18 protein-coding genes are annotated in these 18,400 nt (G+C 47.2%); 8 read left to right on the top strand and 10 right to left on the bottom strand.

What is annotated here, in order from left to right; genetic code table 11:
- The first annotated feature begins 32 nt into the window (after window positions 1–32).
- Window positions 33–275: a hypothetical protein gene (locus L4C36_RS10085; protein ID WP_428477668.1), complete on the top strand. Its 243-nt coding sequence runs from the start codon at window positions 33–35 to the stop codon at window positions 273–275.
- Here the strand turns inward: L4C36_RS10085 and panP are convergent.
- The 6 genes from panP to L4C36_RS10055 all read right to left on the bottom strand — a co-directional run bounded on the left by panP (window position 252) and on the right by L4C36_RS10055 (window position 6,363).
- Window positions 252–1,913, bottom strand: coding sequence for a pyridoxal-dependent aspartate 1-decarboxylase PanP (gene panP, locus L4C36_RS10080; protein ID WP_428477667.1), 1,662 nt, complete (start codon window positions 1,911–1,913; stop codon window positions 252–254). The genes L4C36_RS10085 and panP overlap by 24 nt on opposite strands.
- 75 nt (window positions 1,914–1,988) lie before the next feature.
- A complete protein-coding gene (locus tag L4C36_RS10075; RefSeq protein WP_428477666.1) occupies window positions 1,989–2,978 on the bottom strand; it encodes a DUF2860 domain-containing protein in 990 nt (329 codons plus the stop codon).
- A 44-nt stretch (window positions 2,979–3,022) separates the two neighbouring features.
- A complete protein-coding gene (locus L4C36_RS10070; RefSeq protein ID WP_428477665.1) occupies window positions 3,023–3,550 on the bottom strand; it encodes a hypothetical protein in 528 nt (175 codons plus the stop codon).
- Window positions 3,551–3,791: 241 nt separating this feature from the next.
- On the bottom strand, window positions 3,792–3,890 hold the full coding sequence (locus tag L4C36_RS10065) for a MetS family NSS transporter small subunit (RefSeq protein ID WP_428477664.1): 99 nt from the start codon (window positions 3,888–3,890) through the stop codon (window positions 3,792–3,794).
- On the bottom strand, window positions 3,887–5,374 hold the full coding sequence (locus tag L4C36_RS10060; protein WP_428477663.1) for a sodium-dependent transporter: 1,488 nt from the start codon (window positions 5,372–5,374) through the stop codon (window positions 3,887–3,889). Before L4C36_RS10060 ends, L4C36_RS10065 begins: the two co-directional genes overlap by 4 nt.
- Before the next feature lie 398 nt (window positions 5,375–5,772).
- Complete coding sequence (locus L4C36_RS10055; RefSeq protein ID WP_428477662.1) at window positions 5,773–6,363, bottom strand: outer membrane beta-barrel protein; 591 nt, start codon at window positions 6,361–6,363, stop codon at window positions 5,773–5,775.
- A gap of 123 nt (window positions 6,364–6,486) precedes the next feature.
- Here L4C36_RS10055 and cydH point away from each other — a divergent pair, with 123 nt between their 5' ends.
- Window positions 6,487–6,603, top strand: a complete 117-nt coding sequence (cydH, locus tag L4C36_RS10050) for a cytochrome bd-I oxidase subunit CydH (RefSeq protein WP_428477709.1) — start codon at window positions 6,487–6,489, stop codon at window positions 6,601–6,603.
- A 99-nt stretch (window positions 6,604–6,702) separates the two neighbouring features.
- Window positions 6,703–7,899 (top strand): patatin-like phospholipase family protein, encoded by a 1,197-nt coding sequence (locus L4C36_RS10045; RefSeq protein WP_428477661.1) that lies wholly within the window; start codon window positions 6,703–6,705, stop codon window positions 7,897–7,899.
- Between the two features lie 89 nt (window positions 7,900–7,988).
- On the opposite strand, the gene L4C36_RS10040 is transcribed toward L4C36_RS10045, so the two are convergent.
- Window positions 7,989–8,894 (bottom strand): manganese-dependent inorganic pyrophosphatase, encoded by a 906-nt coding sequence (locus L4C36_RS10040; protein ID WP_428477660.1) that lies wholly within the window; start codon window positions 8,892–8,894, stop codon window positions 7,989–7,991.
- 324 nt (window positions 8,895–9,218) lie between these two features.
- Here L4C36_RS10040 and L4C36_RS10035 point away from each other — a divergent pair, with 324 nt between their 5' ends.
- The 3 genes from L4C36_RS10035 to emrD all read left to right on the top strand — a co-directional run bounded on the left by L4C36_RS10035 (window position 9,219) and on the right by emrD (window position 12,076).
- Entirely contained in the window at window positions 9,219–9,569 is a 351-nt protein-coding gene (locus tag L4C36_RS10035) for a hypothetical protein (protein WP_428477659.1), read from the top strand.
- Between the two features lie 303 nt (window positions 9,570–9,872).
- The gene (locus tag L4C36_RS10030; RefSeq protein ID WP_428477658.1) at window positions 9,873–10,472 is read left to right on the top strand and encodes a GTP cyclohydrolase II; all 600 of its coding nucleotides are present in this window, start codon (window positions 9,873–9,875) and stop codon (window positions 10,470–10,472) included.
- A gap of 419 nt (window positions 10,473–10,891) precedes the next feature.
- Window positions 10,892–12,076, top strand: coding sequence for a multidrug efflux MFS transporter EmrD (gene emrD / locus L4C36_RS10025; protein ID WP_428477708.1), 1,185 nt, complete (start codon window positions 10,892–10,894; stop codon window positions 12,074–12,076).
- 80 nt (window positions 12,077–12,156) lie between these two features.
- Here the strand turns inward: emrD and L4C36_RS10020 are convergent, their stop codons facing one another.
- The 3 genes from L4C36_RS10020 to L4C36_RS10010 form a co-directional block, all read right to left on the bottom strand.
- Window positions 12,157–12,483: an HI1450 family dsDNA-mimic protein gene (locus L4C36_RS10020; protein ID WP_428477657.1), complete on the bottom strand. Its 327-nt coding sequence runs from the start codon at window positions 12,481–12,483 to the stop codon at window positions 12,157–12,159.
- 229 nt (window positions 12,484–12,712) lie between these two features.
- Window positions 12,713–13,279, bottom strand: coding sequence for an elongation factor P-like protein EfpL (efpL, locus tag L4C36_RS10015; RefSeq protein ID WP_428477656.1), 567 nt, complete (start codon window positions 13,277–13,279; stop codon window positions 12,713–12,715).
- Window positions 13,280–13,391: 112 nt separating this feature from the next.
- A complete protein-coding gene (locus L4C36_RS10010) occupies window positions 13,392–14,852 on the bottom strand; it encodes an EAL domain-containing protein (protein WP_428477655.1) in 1,461 nt (486 codons plus the stop codon).
- 336 nt (window positions 14,853–15,188) lie between these two features.
- On the opposite strand from L4C36_RS10010, the gene L4C36_RS10005 reads away from it, so the two are divergent.
- Together L4C36_RS10005 and L4C36_RS10000 are read left to right on the top strand one after the other, a co-directional pair.
- Window positions 15,189–15,962, top strand: coding sequence for a nucleotidyltransferase domain-containing protein (locus L4C36_RS10005; protein ID WP_428477654.1), 774 nt, complete (start codon window positions 15,189–15,191; stop codon window positions 15,960–15,962).
- A gap of 28 nt (window positions 15,963–15,990) precedes the next feature.
- Window positions 15,991–18,396, top strand: a complete 2,406-nt coding sequence (locus L4C36_RS10000; protein WP_428477707.1) for a DNA polymerase II — start codon at window positions 15,991–15,993, stop codon at window positions 18,394–18,396.
- Window positions 18,397–18,400 lie beyond the last annotated feature (4 nt).

Below are 18,400 nucleotides of genomic sequence, written 5' to 3'. Positions count from 1 at the left end.
TTTATTCGGTTCTCAATGGATATAAATGCCTTATGAATACAATTTACGCCCCTAGTCATATTCGCGGAGAGGAAAATGACGAATGCGCGAAGGGTCAATACGGAGAGAAAGGATGGTTTGGCGTGACAGATGGAGGCGCTTTAACGCTCGTGGTTGGGCGCTTTTTCGGAGGGCAAAAGGCTTTGCCCAGCATTGCTGAGCAAAGAGAAAGAAGCGTACAGACCGACGCATTTATCATGATTTGTTACACTTTATGTGCGGCCATTTCGCTGTAAAATTTTTTCAGTTAGTGTCGATATTTTCGGAGAGCTGATAAAGCTTTGTGTGGCAATTTCAGCCTGCTCAGCCAGTACATCATTTAAAATGCGCTCAGTCGTGAGTGGGTTGGCAAGTACGACACGAAATACCGTGGTGAGACGACGTGCCCATCGGTCGGGTGTGATCCGCGTTCGCGAGACAAAAGACTTACCCGATTCACGTTGACGCTTCTGAATAAATTGGGTGAGATCATCCAATGCCATAAGGAGAGTTTCGCGCTCATCGTCGGTGGCCAACGGCAATGCTTGTTGTGTACGCGCAGGCACATAACGGTAGGTGAGCAGGCACAGTTCAGGTTGAGTGACTAATTCAAAGTCGGGGTGCTCAGCAATGCGTTGTGCAAAATAGTGTGCTTTATCAATGCTGTTATTGATTAACATTTCATAGCCTTGGCGGCTGATAATGTTCAAGCTGGCATAGAGCAACATGGCCATGCCACTTCGGGATCCTTCTAAGGTATGGGTACCTAAGTCTTTGGACCCTTTACGCAAAATATACTCGGCATGGTGTTCAATCGCCGTCATTAACGCCGGATTTTTGAAGATCACCATACCGGCACCCATGGGCACATACAGCTGTTTATGGGCATCAATGGTGACAGAGTCTGCTCGCTCAATCCCATTGAGTAAATGGCGGTATTTCTTCGACATTAATGTCGCACCGCCCCACGCTGCATCCACATGAAAATGGCAACCATAAGCTTGTGCGAGATCGGCCAATTCAGACAGGGGATCAATGGTGCCTGTTTCGGTGGTCCCCGCGACACCAATAATGGCAAAGGGTTTGATATTCTGTGCCACCAACGCATCCAGTTTGGCTTTCATCTCTGACACAATAACGCGGTTGTCGCTGTCTGTTTTTATGGGGATCAAACTGTCTCGGCCAATCCCCAGTACATCGGCGGCTTTCTTCAGGGAATAGTGACCACGTTCCGATACCAGTACCGCGAGATCGTGGTAGCCATAATGTTTCATGGCGCGAAAGAGTCCTTCTTGCGCCACACCTTTGAAGTCACCGTCCGGTTTCAGGGCGTTATTGCGCGCCACCCACAAGGCGGTGATGTTCGCGATGGTACCACCTGAACAAAAGGCGCCCAAAGAATGGTTCGCACTGTGCATCCAGCGCTGATAAAAGGGATCGGGTTCATCGTAAATGAGGTTGTGCAGCATGCCCAACACTTGGCGTTCAAGTGGCGTAAAGGCTTTTGAGGTCTCAATTTTAACCAAGTTTTGGTTTAGCGCGATCATGATTTTGGACAGCGGCATCAAGAAATAGGGCAGGGCGGATGTCATGTGTCCAATGAAAGTCGGTGCAGAAGTATGCACCGATTGCGCCACTAACTTATCGAGAAGAAAGTGTGTGTGATCGGAAACGAAAGCAGGGTTCTCTGGAAGTTCAGCCGATGAGAAGTCCTTTTCAATTTCCGCAAGCGGTTTCTCTGTGGCCGCAATGTGTGTTTGAAGAAACACATTGAGGTTTTCAGAGATCTCTTTTTCGATTCGTCCCAGGGTTGAATCGGGTGCCTCCGGCACGGTAAATATACGATGCAAAGACGCTTGTGTCGCATCAGCTTTTTTCAAATCCACTACAGCCATAACCTTTGTCAGCTTGTCACTTTGTCGGCAAATTGTTGCTAATTTAATTCAAATTTGTGTGTCTGTCGAAAAAAATTAGAATCGATAGTTCATGCCGACGCTGATCAACACGCTGTCTTCACCATAAAAACGTATGTTTGATTGACTTTGGTTATAGCCTAAAAGTGACACGAAACCCCAATTTTTCCATTCAAAAGGCGCTTTATATTCATAGGCGAGGAACGCGCCCCAGCGGTCATCCTTTTGGGTGCGGTCAAAGACCGGGTTTTGACTGTCGAAATCAACCCGATCATAACTGAAGGTCAGTGCGAGGCTGGATTGCTCCAGCATCTGGATCAGACCAACCTCCACGCCAATGCCGTCGCTGGCCATGGCATCGCCTTTGGCATCAATGCGGGTGTAACTGCCGGCAAAGCGTAGAAACTGCATACGGTTCAGCGGTTTAAAATAGCTGAGTTGACTGTAATAAATGTTGCTGTCACGCTGCATCAGCGTTTGTTCTTCAGGTGTTAAACGGGTGCTGCCACTGTGCTCTTGATCAATATCGAGGGATCCTGCCGCCAACTCCAATGAGAAAGGGCTGCCCATGATACCGTCATACTGAACGCGCAGACCGTGTATTTTGCTGTCGGTTTTCTGCCTTACCTGATCGGTTACGTAAGGGTCTTGCCACGTTTCACTTTCCAGTAAGCCGGGGACATAACTCAGGGTGATAGCACTTCTGTCGGCTAAGCGGTATTTGTACCCCAATTCCACATGGAAGCGTCCCAAGGCCAAATCAGAACGGCTGGTACCGAAGTAGATTTGTTGGTTTAACGCCTCATTGGTATAGCTGATCGTGCCTAGTGGTGCGATCAATACCGAGCTTTGTTTATCTCCCTTTGAGGCTAAATCGGGGGTAACGGTGTTGTCGGTATTGAACTGAGAGTGACTTTGCGTATAGCCCGCTAATAAGGACAGATCCAGTCCAAAGCCCGCCTGCCAAGGACGAGGTTGATTCGCTTGTGCCGTGGTCGCACACATAGCGGCTAAAACGGCAAGGGCACATGTCGTGATCTTTTCCATGATCGTACTTTCCTTCTACGTGGTGAAAGGCCTGCGGGATGACGTTATTGGCACTGAATATCAGCGATAGTATTCATTTGTTGGTTATACGCATTGAGAGGCTGTTCAATCTGGGCTGGATGTGTCAGTAATTCAGCAAATGCACTTCTGAGCGCGTAGTTTTTTGCGTGTGGTTTGCTTTGACGATCATCGAATGCCAGTTTCGCTGCTTGACCGAGGGCACTCTCCTGCGTGGAGAGTTCTTTAATGTCGCTTTGGGTCAGGTTCAGCCAGGATTCCACCGGTAACGACAGTTGCAATTTGTCTTTGTCGTTAGCCAAGTACCAATCAACCGCATCACGGTTAAATAGGAAGTGGTGCTTTCTACCCATCAGGAACCAGTCACCGACGGTTTTCAGGCTCGGATCTTTTGCAACAGATAAATCGACTAATTGCTGATACCAATTTAACGACGCATCAATGTATTGGTGATATTTGTCGCTTTCACACTGCGTGCTGGTGTCCATGCTTGACGCTGCTACCGCAGTCGCAGGAACCAAGCTCGTGGCAAGTAAGAGTGCAGCTAACTTCATGACGTATCCTTACGATGGAGAATGGTGGACCCAAAAGGCGATCGGCCGACAAGGCTTGAGTCACGTTTGATGAGGATTGTAACGGGATGATTGCGATAAGGAAAATGAAAGTTTGCTGGAATGATTGATCGTTAACAATAATGCTGTGTGATTAAAAAAACAAAAGGCGCCGAAGCGCCTTCTTGGTGTGCCTTAAAGCATGCTTAAGGCTGTGTTGATAGCGTGGGCACTATGGCTATGGCTATGGCTTTTTACTCATGGCGATGGAGATACAGTACGCTGCGCCACCCCACGTGATCCCAAAGCCAAACAACATCATCATGATTGCGCCTAATGTCATAGTTTTGCCTCCTGTTGATTGGCTGATTTTGACGTGATATTGATGATGATAGCGACAATCAGCATGGCGCCGACTAAGCCCCAACCCAATAACATCACGTCAAATTGTGCGTAGCCCCCGTAGCCTTCCTTGAAGGTATGGAGCAGGTTTGTGCAAAGAATGATCGCCAGCATGATAGGGCTTAGGAAGCGCAGGCAGATCTCAAACCACTTACCGATACTGAACTCCGAACAGGCATTCACATAGTGGCGAATATCAGAGATTTTGAGTAGCCAAGCGATAATGGCAATTTCAATCAAGCAGCTGGTGAGAAGGGCAATGTTATTAATAAAGTAATCGACCAAATCCAGTAGCAACAACCCCCCGTTGGTGGCAAACGCCATGGAAACAACGTAACCCGTCCCACAAACGACCATTGCTGTTTTCTTACGTGTCCAATTGAGTTTGTCAATAATGGCTGATGTCACGGCTTCAATAATGGAAATGTGCGAGCTGAGACCAGCAACGACCAAGGCGAAGAAGAACAGGGGACCCAGAATGTAAGGAGCCGGTAATAAGTTAATTGCCGCCGGAATCGTGACAAATGCGAGGCCGACCCCCGCAGAGACCACTTCCGTAATGGGTTTGGCTTGTTCCTGTGCCATGTAGCCCAATACTGCAAAGATCAATACACCCGCCATGATAGAGAAGCCGCAGTTGATCAATACCGTCATGAACGCGTTATTGTTGATGTCAGATTGCTTTGGCAGATAGCTGGAATACGCAATCATGATCGCGAAGCCGACACTCAGTGTGAAGAATATTTGCCCGTAAGCGGCAGACCACACTTTCGCATCTAAAATTTTGCTGAAATCAGGCTGGAACAGATAGTTCAAGCCATCGAGTGCGCCAGGCAAGAAAACGACCCGTATGATCAACCCCAATACCATTAAAAAGAGTAGAGGCATCATGATCTTACTTGCACGTTCAATACCACCTTTCACTCCAGTAAAGATGGCGGCAAACGTGATGGCCCAAGCGATGGTCATTGGAATGGCGATATGCAGTTGCAGATTGCCTAGTTGCGTTGGGCTGTTCTCCCCGAGCTGTAAATATTGGTTAAAGAAGAAGGCGTTGGTATCACTGCCCCAACTTTGGGTAAACGCAAAGCCGAGGTAGGAGATCGCCCAACCGATAATCGCCACATAATACACTGCGATAATGGCCGCGATGGACACTTGGAACCAGCCTAGCCATTCAAACTTAGTACCGAGTTTTGAAAAGGCGCGAGGTGCTGCGCCGCGTAATTTATGACCCAGACTGAACTCCATGATCATAAAAGGAATACCGGCGGTGATCATGGCAAAAAGGTAAGGAATAAAAAAGGCGCCCCCCCCGTTTTCATAAGCCATATAAGGGAAGCGCCAGATATTACCTAATCCGATCGCTGACCCGACAGCGGCAAGAATAAATCCCGCTCGGGAGCCCCATTGTTCTCGATTCATAAACATCTCCTTATGTAAATCAAGTCCCTGTGAAAGGCGAATTTGTCAGATGGAAATGCCATGAATTGTGCGTAAATGGCATTTTGAGTGAAAGGTTAAACTGAGTGACATGACGAGATTAACTATAGCGCAAATGTAAATCAATAGAGTGTTTGTTCGTGCGTATGTGTGATAAAGGTGTTTCGTATGTGTTTTGTATTGTGGTTTGGTATGGAGAAAGAAAGAATGGGAATGGGGGAGTGAAATATACTGATATTTGAGGGTATCTTGCCGTTTAATTATTTTTATATTGAGCGAAGAAACCGCTGTCGATAAAGAGAAATGCGGAATGGGTATCGTAAGGAAAGAATAAAGGCCAGCATATCTGGCCTTTTATTTCAAATGCGGGGTGGCATGTGCTAGAAGGAAAAGGTGATGCCCACATTGGTTTGGAATTGGCTAAGCCATTTAGAATCGATCTTAATATTGCACGATTCTGTGCCTGTTGGTAGCGTACAGTTGGCAATGCTATCACTGTCAATTAAGTTAGCGAGCCAGCGAGCTTCAAACACGAGAAATAGGTTATCAGTCAGGTGGTATTCCGCGCCGCCTTGGAGGCCCGCAGAAAAGAACAAATCGCTGTCTGTCCAATCAGCGTCGACGATGGTTGCCCCCATGCTGGCACCAAAGTAAGTGTCTAGGCGTTCAAAGGTTTCAAAGCGTAATGAACTTTGGAAATGCGTATAGGTGAAGGAACCGTCACCAAAATTTTCAACAGAATGAGGCTGGTGGCTGACAAATAAGCCAGCCCGACCATTGTACAAATCGGTTTCGAGCCCTAATGCGTAATGGGCATCATTGTCGGTATTGATCTTAATGCCACTTTCATCTGTGACGCTATTAGAGAGGCTGTAGCCGAGATAAGGTGTGATATAAACGGTGCTTTCAGCCCATGCTGCACCGGCGGTGATCAGGCAAGTCGCCATCACCATTAATTGTCCTAATTTCATAGATATTCCCCAAAGGCTTTAAACGAACTCGCTGCTTATTTAGTGTGACAGCTTTCTGATATTAGTGCTTTTGTAATGGTCAGAATCTTGAACTCCCCCTAAAATAGAGTTAACAAGTTGTTAATGCCACAGTGTGGTGAGGGGGGAAATATGGAATTTGATCTAAAATTAGCGCTCGTAGTAACGGTAGCTGCAATGGCGGTGATCCTAAGCTTCGGCCTCATCTCTATTACTATGTAAACTTTTAATAAATAAAATAAATCTACGCGTATTCCAGTTTTGTTCAGCTAGGGACGGTATTCTGTCAGCAGTAAACTCAGTAGTGGGTGAGACAGGTCTATGACTAACCATTTACCGTTTAGTTTGAAAGATGTAGATCTTTCACTGGTCAATCATTTTTCACGGCAGTTACTGTCGGCTCGAAAATTGAAGATCGCACTCGTTGTCCAGGGCGGTGGGCAACGAGGGATTTTTACCGCTGGCGTTTTTGATGCTTTTCTGGAATCAGGCTTTGATCCGTTCGAGTTGTACATTGGGACATCGGCCGGCGCATTGAACTTGTCCTCTTATATCAGTCGTCAGCCACGCTTTGGGTATCAATTTATTGTTGATTACACCACGCGGCATGAATTTTTTAACGTCTATAACTACTTGAGTAAACAACAGCCCATGAATCTCGATTGGGCGCTTGAAGCCGTGCGCCCGCATGGTTCACTCCCGTTAGATGTGTACACGGCTAGGCAAGTATTACAACACCGCCAAGCCTTCGCCTGTGCCACGCGTAAAGATACGCTGCAAGATATGTATATGCCGATGTACCAAGCCAATTGGTGTGAAGTGCTGCGTGCCAGTTGTGCCATTCCGGTGATTTATACTGAGCCAGTGATTGTTGATAACTTAGACTGGGTCGATGGCGGTGTCAGTGCGGCGGTACCCGTCAAAGAGGCATGGTTGCGTCAGGCTGACTTAGTGGTGGTGATACGGACAGAACCGATTGAGCCTGATGAGAGCAGTCCGTTTAACGATTGGCGGCAAAAAATTGAAATGGTCTTGCCAGATTATATTGACCGACTGAGCCTGAATAGCTCGCTTGATCGGGTAAAAGGGCTCCATTCGGAATTAACCACAAAACTTGAAGGATGGAAGCAGGCATGGGGTGATCAACACCACCGTGCTGATAAAGGGGGAGATCAGTCGTTCAGTGACGACAAATCACGAGGGTGGGGATTGCTCTCTGCCGACAATGTGGAGCGTATTCTGACGTTGACGGGGCACAGCAAAAGCCGTGAAATTATGGATATGCTCAATCAACATTATCAAACCTACGAAGCCGCCCATGCGTTTATGCTGTCTCCACCTGCGGGGCTCAAAGTGATTCAAATTGCACCAGAGAAAAGCCTGTGTAGTCGGGCGTTGCTCAGTGACAAAGATGATCTCGAAAAAGACTATCGCGAAGGGAAAGTGGTGGGGCGTGAATTTGTGACTCACTTTGCAGACATTTTAAATGAAACGTCGAGTTTGAAAGGTCAGCGGTAGACTGCCGTATTAAAAACCAAAGAAAGCCAAACAAAAAAGGAACGCGCAATGCGTTCCTTTTCAATTTACTGACGAAACCAACGGATTGATTAAGCCAGTACAGTTTGAAGCCAAGGCCAGCCTTGCTTCTTGCGGCTTAGCGTGTCTTGCATCATCAGCATGCCGTTTTCAGCGAACTGATCCAGCGTTGCATTCCACTCGCCCTTGTAAAGTAGGCGCGTTGTGCTTGTGGTGATGTCAGTCAGCATCAATGCTGCCATTGCTAGGCCTTCTTCGTCACAACGACGCTGAAGATCAGCTTCTAGCTCTTCGATCATGCTGTCAACTTGCTCAAGAGTAGCAAGTTCGATCTGGCCAACAACAACGTCACGGTTGTTGAATGGGTAGGCTTTAAGATCTTTCTCAACAAGTTGCGCAGCGGTTAGGCCTGCGATATCTGTTTTCGCGATCAATAGCTCTTTGATGAAGGTATCAAGATCTTGTACGTCAGCAATCACAGCCAATTCAGCTACTGCATCTTTGTCTTTTTGTGTGCAAGTTGGAGACGCAAAGCCTACCGTGTCGCTTAGGATCGCAGACATCATTAGGATCGCTAGTGGGCGAGTGATTTCTGTGTTTTCCATCTTGAATAGGTTGAACATGATGGTACATGTACAACCGACAGGCCAGATCCATGCTTCAAGTGGGTTAACCGTGGTTACATCACCTAGACGGTGGTGATCTACAATACCCATGATTTCCGCATCAGCGATATCATCAGGACCTTGTGCAAGATCAGAGTAGTCAACTAGCCAGATTTTCTCGCCAGCCACACCGGTGCACATTTCAGGCTGCTCAACACCCGCTTGCGCAAGGATGTGTTGCGTTTCACGGTTTAGTTCACCTTGGCGAACGGCTTTCGCTTCTAGGCCGCGTGCTTTTAGAAGTTCTGCGCCAACAAGTGCAGAGCAGATGCTATCGCTATCTGGGTTTTTGTGACCAACAACTTGAATCATGTCGTTTCCTTTACTGCGTCGCAGGCAGCAAGTGGCTGCCTGACCAATTAATTAATCCTGCCTGGAAAACCAGTGAGAGTCAGGAATTGTAACCGCGCAATTTTAGAGCTTCTATCAAAAATAACAATTACCGGTGTGTAAAAAAACGCTGGTTGCTTATTTCATCAGCGACAGCTTGCTGAAAATGCAACACAAATGACCAATCGCCCCCAAAGGGACACGTCAGCAGCAAGGGGCGACCAAAGGGCAAGGCTAGGAATTTGTCATACAAAGGTGTATATATAATGCAATAAAGAGTGTCCGTTTGATGTGAGAGTGAGAAAGATGTTGGCTATTCGGTTGTTGCCTGTTGTGCTCAGTTGTTGGGTATTTGCCGCGCACTTTTTGCGTGTGAGCGCCATGGTGCCGTTTGCGTTATTGGTACTGTGCCCATTGGTGTTACTGATCCGCCATCGGGCGATTCCATGGGTGATGACTGGGTTGCTGGCGGTGGTTGCATTGGGTTGGTTGTTGATCACTTACGATATGGTGACAATGCGTATGATGATGGGGGCTGACTGGATGCGCATGGCGGCCATTATGACTGGGGTTGTGTGTTTTACTTTGGCGTCAACATGTTGCTTTCAAACCCAATCTTCCCGCCGTTTTTATGCTGAGCGCGTAACGTCTAAATAAAGCCATTCACCTTGTGGTTTTTTATTGTTATATTATAACAATAATGACGCAGTAAATTGGTCAAGTATGGCGCGATCGTCATTCCATGCCTTCGGGCTGTTTTCGTGTCATAATTTTAGATATCATTGCGCGTCAAATGACCATAGCAACGAGTCTATTCTGTGCATGGCTTCTAAAGTATCAGCACAGGATAGTGTGTATTGAGTTTTAGCCTTATGGTTTGTGCATGTCGGCGGGCCAACGATTGCTGGCTGTTGAGACGAGAGCATTGACTGCTTGGCTGTAGAAGTACTTAGGAACAACATGGTAAATGTAAGGGCACGAGTGCCTTTTAAAGTCGGCCAGAGAAGTGACATTGCGGCCGATCTGCTTTCATTCAATGGGTTGAAATCAGGTAAAGAGCATGTCGCATTGATTTTCCAAGGTGCTGACCAACGTACAGAAGCACCACTGGTACGCATGCATTCAGAATGTTTGACGGGCGACGTCTTCCATTCGTCACGTTGCGACTGTGGTGAGCAGCTGGATGAAACCATCGAAAAGATGGGGCAAGAAGGCGGTGTACTGCTGTATCTTCGCCAAGAGGGCCGTGGTATTGGTCTGTATAACAAAATCGATGCTTATGAGCTTCAGAGTCAGGGTATGAATACCTATGAAGCCAATAACCATCTGGGTTTTGGCGATGACTTGCGTGAATTTAGTGAAGCGGCATTAATGCTTCAGGCATTGGGAATTACGTCTATCCGCTTGGTGACGAATAACCCGAAAAAAATTCGTGAGTTAGAAGGGTTTGGTATCGTAATCACTGAAGTGGTCGGCACTAAAGCCCACGTGAAAGACGGTAACGAACAGTACCTGAAAACGAAAGCCAGCCACGGTAAACACCGCTTCCATTTCGATTAAGCATGTTTCACGGTGACTGATGAAGCCTCGCCTTGTGCGGGGCTTTTTCTTATCCACTCACGTTACACGGTACTTTCTGCGTCTTTGATATCATCCACATAGCCTACCTGCTTTGGACCTCTCTCTGCCTTCTCTTTGGACTTTCTATTAGTTTTTCTAATGCAATTGATAACAAACAATCGTGCTGTGAATCACGCTAAATAGTTGCTCACACAGAGGTTGCGCATTACTATCTGCGCGAATAAAGCAGCTGTTGATGCTAATCTTTTGTTAAATTCCAATCATATAATTTGACCTGCAATTTAAATCCAGAGTTTTATTCTTTCACTGTGCGTTTATTTCAATAAATCACACCCAAAACAAAATATTATTCTGCGATAAGGAACCGGATTGTGGATCAGCAATCATCTTCTACGAACATGGGCAAGCTGTTATTTCTGATTATCGTGCTGGTGGCGGTAGGGCAAATGACACAAACCATGTATGTGCCTTCTATTCCTGCGATGTCTGAGTTCTTCTCAGTGAAGTCGTCTTATTTGCAAGCGGTGATGGCGGCTTACTTGATCCCTTACGGATTGTCACAGTTTATTTATGGTCCGCTGTCTGACCGTATCGGCCGTCGCCCTGTGATTATTGTGGGCATGAGTATCTACTTAATCGGTGCGGTGGTGGCGTTGTTTGCGCCGAGCTTTGAATGGTTCCTGATGGCCAGCTTTGTGCAAGGCATGGGCACGGGCTGTAGTGGCGCAATGAGCCGTACTGTCACTCGCGATTGCTACGACGGTGCCGATCTGCACCGTGCCAACAGTTTGGTCAGCATGGGCGTGATCTTCTCGCCGCTGCTTGCGCCAGTGCTGGGGGGCTACCTGTCGACGGTATTTGCATGGCAAGCCAGTTATGTTTTCTTGTTGGTGTTCGGGGCTATCGTCACGGTTGCGATGATGTGCCTGTTTGCTGAAACGTTACCTGCGGAAAAACGCCGTCATGAGCGTGTGATGGTGAGTTACCGCTACGTGTTGGGTAATCGTCGTTTCCAAGGCTATGTATTGTGTTTGATTGCGACTTTTGCCGGTATTGCCGTTTTTGAAGCGGCGGCGGGTGTGTTGCTCGGCAGCGTGTTGAAGTTGGATCCTAACACTGTGAGCTTGCTTTTCGTGTTGCCGTTGCCGGGCTATATGGCGGGGGCATGGCTATCATCGGCGCTTGCGAAGCGTTGGGGGAATACACGTGCCATGTATGCCGGTATGGTGGCGATCATTGCGGGTGCTGTGACCATCCTAATTCCAGGTATCGCGGGCTTAGTGACGGTGAATTCGCTGATTGGCGGGGCATTTATCTACTTTATCGGTGCAGGCGTGCTTTTCCCTGCGGCGACAACGGCGGCGATTCAGCCGTTCCCCCACCATGCGGGCACCGCCGGTGCAGTATTGGGTGGCTTACAAAACTTGGGTGCGGGTATTGCGACATTGGCGGCATCCATGATGCGCGCAGAAGATCAATACAGCTTGGGTGCAGTGATGAGTGTGATGGCTATTTTAGTGGTGATCAGTATGTTCTGGGTACGCCGCAGTGAGCACGAAGAGACCCACGCGGTCATGCAATAATACGATTGGCAAAACAGTTAAAAACAAAAAAGCGGCGTATGAAATACGCCGCTTTTTTATATCTGTTGATTACGACACGATCAGTCGCGCTTCCACAGAATATGACAGAATTTGTTGTCAGGGTCACGGCTTACAAGTAGGCGCGCAAACACATCATCAAGCTCGTCGTTTTCTTCGTTTACAAGGCCGATACGCACTTCTGCGTATACGTCTTTATCGACGTCAAAGCCAACGTGCTCTTCCCAGTCATCTTTGGTTTCAACGAGTTCCGCTGCGCCACGGTCATCAAACTGCAACGTGAAGAGCAGCACGTCTGCTGGCTCTAAATTCTCAGAAGCCATCTCTAGAAAAATGTCGTAAGCCGCGTCAATAACGTCGTCGTATGAAATAAGGTTTGGTGTGTCCATGAACGCTGTCTATCTCTGGTTGAGTAAGTGCACAGTATAACGAGAGAGAAAAGGAATACCAAGTGTGATGCAAAGGCATCGTGTCAGCAGAGTGTATATATAGTATCCGTAGATCAGGACAGACAGAGTATCTTGAAACGGGAAAGGAAATAGATCTAGGGGTAAAAACAGAGGAGGGAGAAAGCTCACCTAGTCGAGCGTGTCCCGACTAGGTGAATCGCAAAAGCGATTATGCACGGCTGGTGTACTTACGCTCAGCAGTGTTGATCACGATGCGATCTTCAGGTGAAATGTATTCAGGAACCTGAACAACCAAACCTGTCGTTAGACGTGCAGGTTTAGTACGTGCAGAGGCTGAAGCACCTTTGATTGATGGATCAGTTTCAACGATAGTCAGTTCTACAGATGAAGGTAGTTCTAGGCCAACGGCTTTATCGTCAACAAGGATAATGTGAATACCTTGTGTATCTTCAGTGATGAATAGCATTTCATCTTCAATCGCTGAAGCATCGAATGTGTGCTGGTCGTAGTTTTCAGTATCCATGAAGATGATTGTCTCACCGTCAACGTAAGAAAACGTCACTGCACGCTTAGTCATATCAACAGTATCAACGACGTCGTCTGCTTTTAGGCGCTCATCAACACGTGCACCCGTTGCTAGGTCAGTACAACGCATTTTGTAGATCTTTGTACCGCCACGGCCGCCAGGGGTCGTTACTTCAATGTCTTTTACTAGCAATGTCTTGCCGTTAGTAACAATGGCAAAACCTTTTTTAATCTCACTTGCTCTTGGCATGTTTATTACCTATTGCGTTAATAAAGCTTCTTACTTTTAAGAGGGCGGATTATACAACCGAAAAAGCCGTTAATCATCACTTTGTTTAGTAGTTTATGTCAGGTTTCGCCACTTACGCTGAATAGATTTTGAATTTTGCAATAAAGCGTTTGTAAGGCATTGGTTTGGCGTAATAAAAACCTTGGCAGTAATCGATATCGAGGTCTAGAACCTGCTGTGCTTGTGCGCGGGTTTCAACCCCTTCAGCCACTAAATGGCAGTCGAGTCGGTGTCCCATTTCCGCCATGTTACCCAAAATAGATTGTGTCACTGAATCGGTGACAGACGCGGCAACGAAGGATCGGTCAATTTTTAGGATATCAAAGCTCAGTGCTTGAAGGGTAGAAAGCCCCGCATAGCCGGTACCAAAGTCATCTAGCGCCCAGCGGATACCCAAGTCACGCAAACGCTGCATACCCGATAACAATGACGGAATATCCGTATTGGAGAAATTATCACGCTCAGAAAACTCCATCACAATACCGTGGGATAGCACCGGGAATTGTTTAATGATACTCGTTACCGCGTTAACAAACGCAAAATTTGCAATCATGGAGGCTGTGACATTGATAGAGAGATAAAACGGTTTATCAAACGTCATGATATCCATTTTCTCAAAAGCGGCCCGCTCAATGAGTTGTAATGTTATATCGTTAATTTGTCCGGATTGCTCAGCGGCAGGAATAAATTCCAATGGCGCAATGATTTTACGCACCGGATGCTGCCAGCGAACAAGTAACTCTGCCCCAATCCATACCCCTGTAGAGGCATCAACAATGGGTTGATAATAAGCACAGAATTCGTTTTGTTCGATACCACGTTTAATTTCAGCCGAAAGAGAGTCTCGCCATGTTAAATATTGGTTTAAGGCTAGTGTAAATAATAATGAACAAATGGTAACAATTAATAAACTATAAGGTAAAACACTTAACGCCAGTTCGCCTAACATGCTACCTGTGTATCCCGATGTAACCGTATAAGGAAAGCGGGAAGAGGCGATCGTCGTTTTGTAGTAAATGTGTTCATTCGCTAACGGGTGGCTGCGACTAAGCAGTGCACCTTCGCGGTTGTTAACAGAAGAAAAAATGGTACGGTGATTGCCTATACCCTTGAACCAAAAGTCTAAGTAGCGAGACTCGAGAAGCACGCGGAACCAGGTTTCGCCATAGTGGGCCATGAAGAAGATCCCTTCAATGTTGCGCCGTTGGCTGATACCTCGGTAGATCGAATACGGTTCATCGGATTGGTATTGTGCAATATGCTCTGGGCCGACAAGTAAATTCATTGATGCCAAAGGACGATCACTGCATGCAAAGTGGTGATTTTTAATCACGCTGATTTCTTCCGTTAACGTGGAATTAAAGGTGACCTCTTCAAGCGCTTTAATGCTTTCTTCGCTGCAGGTTGGATATAAACGGTCAATGGTCGATAAACGGCTTTCCAGTTTAATAAAGTGGGGGTCAATCATGTTGAATAATTCAGACGCAGTGGCGGCGGATTCTTTTTTTGCCACACTTTCAAAATAAAACAACAATGTTACACATCCAAAAATGAATGTTATAATAAAGATAAAATATGTATTATTTTTCGTCATTACTTTTTATGCGCCGGTCAGAATGGCGGGACTATATAGTAAATTTATCGCTTTGGATATGGGTTGGTATAAATAAAAACATTGCATGAATGTTCAAAATAAAAACACTATTTTGTATGTATTAAAGGAGCATAAAAATGCGTTTTATGGATGATTATGTTTCCCGTTAGAGTAAAAGATCAATACTTATTCAGCAATGAGACAGAGAAGGGCTTTTTCATGCATACCGTATGTAGCGTATAATCGGCGCGTTTCTTCATTTAACAAGGCAAAATTGTGGCATCGGCTTTACCTGTACTTGTCAATCAATCCTCTTTGCAGCCTCAAACGGCAGCGATAGTCAGGGGGATCATCCATCAGTTTACCGTCGGCTTAGGGCCGGTATTACACAGCCTGTACTTGGCCGGCAGTGTGGTGCGAGGCTGCGCGGTGGCGGGTTGTTCGGATGTGAACATCACACTGGTTGTGATGCGGGATCTGACACCCAATGAGCAATCAACGATTCAGGCGATTGCGCGCCGTGCTGAACAGCAACAACGTTTCTTTCCGCATGTGTCCGTGCAATGGGTCAGCAAACAAACCGCCACATCATTACACGCGATTTTTGAATGGGGATTTTGGCTGAAACATTGCTGTTGTTGTGTTTATGGTGATGATTTATCAACCCGTTTTGGTTGCTTTGAAGCCAGTTGGGATATTGCGCGTGCTCAGAATGGTGATATCGCACAGCAACTGGATGATTATCGCCATAAAATAATGAAAACACAGGTGTTATCGCATTATTTGGCTTATTGCCGCGACATCGCGAAAAAAATGATTTGGAGTGCTTATGCACTGACCTTCCATCGGTCGGGGCAATGGGTTTGGTCGATTGAGGAGGCGGCTGAACTATTCTTAACTTATTATCCGGATAAATCCCTCAATATAGAGCGCCTCTTTATATTATTGTCGGGGCAGCAAGTGCCGAAAAAAGCGGTGTTATTTATGATCAACGACTTCGGCCGTTGGGTTGTGACTGAATTTGATAAAATAGACCGCAAGATTGGCTAATGCTAACGGTCACGGAGAGGTCAAGTTGCTGACTCAAGCACACGTTCAAACGCAATCTCAAACCCCCAATACAGGTTTCGTGTTAACGAGGCAGTCTCGTGATGTTCGCGGGCGTACAGAAATTGTGCTCTGGGTGAGTACCCTTAACGGTCCGGCTCGGCTTGTGGTGCATGATGAAAAGCCGGTTTGCTTTATTCGTCAGCAAGAACAAGACGCGGCACACGCGGCATTGCACAATGCGGGATTAAGGGTGACGTGGAAATCCCTGCCGATGACCAATTTCCAGCATGACGCTATGTCGGCCTGTTACTGCGCCACCATTCGGGACAGTTTGCAAGTCAGCACGGTGTTAGCGCCATTGGGCATTGACGTCTTTGAAGCCGATATCCGTTTAGCGGATCGCTATTTGATGGAGCGTTTCATCAAAGGTGGCATCGCGTTTACCGGCCAGCACCAATCACGTACGGATTACGACGATTATACGGGTGTAAAAGCCAAAGCGGCCGACTACAAACCCACGTTGTCGACAGTGTCATTGGATATCGAATGTTCTGAAAAAGGCATTTTGTATTCTGTTGGCTTATACAGTGAGCGCGATAGCCGTGTGATCATGGTAGGTGAGCCGACGGCTGAGCAAAAAACGATACCGTGGATGCAATGGGTTGAATCAGAAAAAGCCCTGCTACTGGCGCTGGAAAGCTGGTTCTTACAGTTTGACCCCGACATTGTGATTGGCTGGAATGTGATTGATTTTGACTTCCGTCTGCTGCTTAAACGCGCGGAGTGGAATGCCATCACGCTACGCATAGGGCGAGGGAAACAGCCCCCGCATTGGCGTCAGTCGTCACAAAATCCAAATCAGGGTTTTATTAGCGTGCCTGGGCGGGTCGTCATGGACGGGATCGATACCCTGAAAACGGCAACGTATAACTTTCGTTCATGGTCATTGGAGTCGGTGGCGCAGGAATTATTGGGCGAAGGTAAGGCCATCCACAATGTCCATGATCGCATGGCAGAAATTAACCAGATGTTCCGTGAAGACAAAGTGGCGTTAGCGACCTATAACTTGCAGGACTGTAAGCTGGTTACGCGGATCTTCGAGCAAACACATATGCTCGACTTTGCCATTGAACGTTGCTGTTTGACTGGCGTTGAGTTGGATCGTATTGGCGGCTCGGTCGCGGCGTTTACTAACCTGTATTTACCCCAATTGCACCGCGCCGGTTATGTGGCCCCGAGCCTTGAGAGTGACAATTGGATTGCCAGCCCTGGTGGTTACGTGATGGATTCCAAGCCGGGGTTGTATCAGTCGGTATTGGTGTTGGACTTTAAATCCTTGTATCCCTCTATTATCCGCACTTTCCGTATTGATCCGCTGGGGTTGGTTGAAGGTTTGCTATTGGAAGAAGGTAAAGGGGATGATCAGGCGATAGCCGGTTTTCGGGGCGGGCAGTTTCATCGTCAGAAGCACTTTTTGCCACAGATGATTGAAGATCTATGGGCGGCACGTGATCAAGCCAAGCGCGATGGTGAGAAAGCCTTTTCACAGGCGATCAAGATCATCATGAACTCGTTTTACGGCGTATTGGGATCTTCCGGTTGTCGTTTCTTTGATCACCGTTTAGCGTCATCCATTACCATGCGGGGTCATGAGATCATGAAAACCACCCGTGATCTGATTGAACAGCAGGGCTATGAGGTGATTTACGGCGATACGGACTCCACGTTTGTGTCACTGAACAGCGCGTATCGCTCGGAAGACGCCGATGCCATTGGCCAGCAATTGGTCACCCACATTAATCAGTGGTGGGCAGCACATCTGCGTGAGACCTATTGTGTGGAATCGGCGCTGGAGCTGGAATATGAGACGCATTACTGCAAATTTTTGATGCCGACGATTCGCGGACAAGAAACCGGTAGCAAAAAACGGTATGCAGGCTTGATCCGGCAGGGCGATGAGGAAAAAATCATCTACAAAGGGCTAGAAACGGTGCGTACGGATTGGACGCCATTGGCGCAAACCTTCCAACAGGCATTATATCATCGTGTGTTCCATGACGTAGACGTGGACGACTATGTGCAGGCTTATGTCCAAGCGACACGGGCGGGTGAGTATGATGCCGAGTTAGTGTATCGCAAGCGGTTACGCCGTCACTTATCGGAATACCAGAAAAATGTGCCTCCGCATGTGCGTGCGGCGCGACTGGCTGATGAACACAATGTGCGCATGGGTCGCCCGATGCAATATCAGAACGGGGGATGGATTGAGTACGTGATCACCGTAAATGGCCCGGAACCGATTGAAGCACAACAAAGTCCGATTGATTATGATCACTACGTGGATAAGCAACTTCGCCCCGTTGCCGATGGCATATTGCCGTTTATTGGTCGCTCTTTTGACGCCATGACGGCGCCGCAACTGGGGCTGTTTTAGGCCT

This window comes from Photobacterium japonica, assembly GCF_050337005.1.
In the GTDB taxonomy this organism is placed as follows: Bacteria; Pseudomonadota; Gammaproteobacteria; order Enterobacterales; family Vibrionaceae; genus Photobacterium; species Photobacterium japonica.
Note: the sequence above shows the minus strand (reverse complement) of the source record. Positions and strands in the feature narration are given on the sequence as shown.

Bases quoted from the DNA above. Each gene is read 5' to 3' on its own strand.
- L4C36_RS10085 (WP_428477668.1), top strand. From the start codon at position 33: ATGAATACAATTTACGCCCCTAGTCATATTCGCGGAGAGGAAAATGAC.
- panP (WP_428477667.1), bottom strand. From the start codon at position 1,913: ATGGCTGTAGTGGATTTGAAAAAAGCTGATGCGACACAAGCGTCTTTG.
- L4C36_RS10075 (WP_428477666.1), bottom strand. From the start codon at position 2,978: ATGGAAAAGATCACGACATGTGCCCTTGCCGTTTTAGCCGCTATGTGT.
- L4C36_RS10070 (WP_428477665.1), bottom strand. From the start codon at position 3,550: ATGAAGTTAGCTGCACTCTTACTTGCCACGAGCTTGGTTCCTGCGACT.
- L4C36_RS10065 (WP_428477664.1), bottom strand. From the start codon at position 3,890: ATGACATTAGGCGCAATCATGATGATGTTGTTTGGCTTTGGGATCACG.
- L4C36_RS10060 (WP_428477663.1), bottom strand. From the start codon at position 5,374: ATGAATCGAGAACAATGGGGCTCCCGAGCGGGATTTATTCTTGCCGCT.
- L4C36_RS10055 (WP_428477662.1), bottom strand. From the start codon at position 6,363: ATGAAATTAGGACAATTAATGGTGATGGCGACTTGCCTGATCACCGCC.
- cydH (WP_428477709.1), top strand. From the start codon at position 6,487: ATGCCACAGTGTGGTGAGGGGGGAAATATGGAATTTGATCTAAAATTA.
- L4C36_RS10045 (WP_428477661.1), top strand. From the start codon at position 6,703: ATGACTAACCATTTACCGTTTAGTTTGAAAGATGTAGATCTTTCACTG.
- L4C36_RS10040 (WP_428477660.1), bottom strand. From the start codon at position 8,894: ATGATTCAAGTTGTTGGTCACAAAAACCCAGATAGCGATAGCATCTGC.
- L4C36_RS10035 (WP_428477659.1), top strand. From the start codon at position 9,219: ATGTTGGCTATTCGGTTGTTGCCTGTTGTGCTCAGTTGTTGGGTATTT.
- L4C36_RS10030 (WP_428477658.1), top strand. From the start codon at position 9,873: ATGGTAAATGTAAGGGCACGAGTGCCTTTTAAAGTCGGCCAGAGAAGT.
- emrD (WP_428477708.1), top strand. From the start codon at position 10,892: ATGGGCAAGCTGTTATTTCTGATTATCGTGCTGGTGGCGGTAGGGCAA.
- L4C36_RS10020 (WP_428477657.1), bottom strand. From the start codon at position 12,483: ATGGACACACCAAACCTTATTTCATACGACGACGTTATTGACGCGGCT.
- efpL (WP_428477656.1), bottom strand. From the start codon at position 13,279: ATGCCAAGAGCAAGTGAGATTAAAAAAGGTTTTGCCATTGTTACTAAC.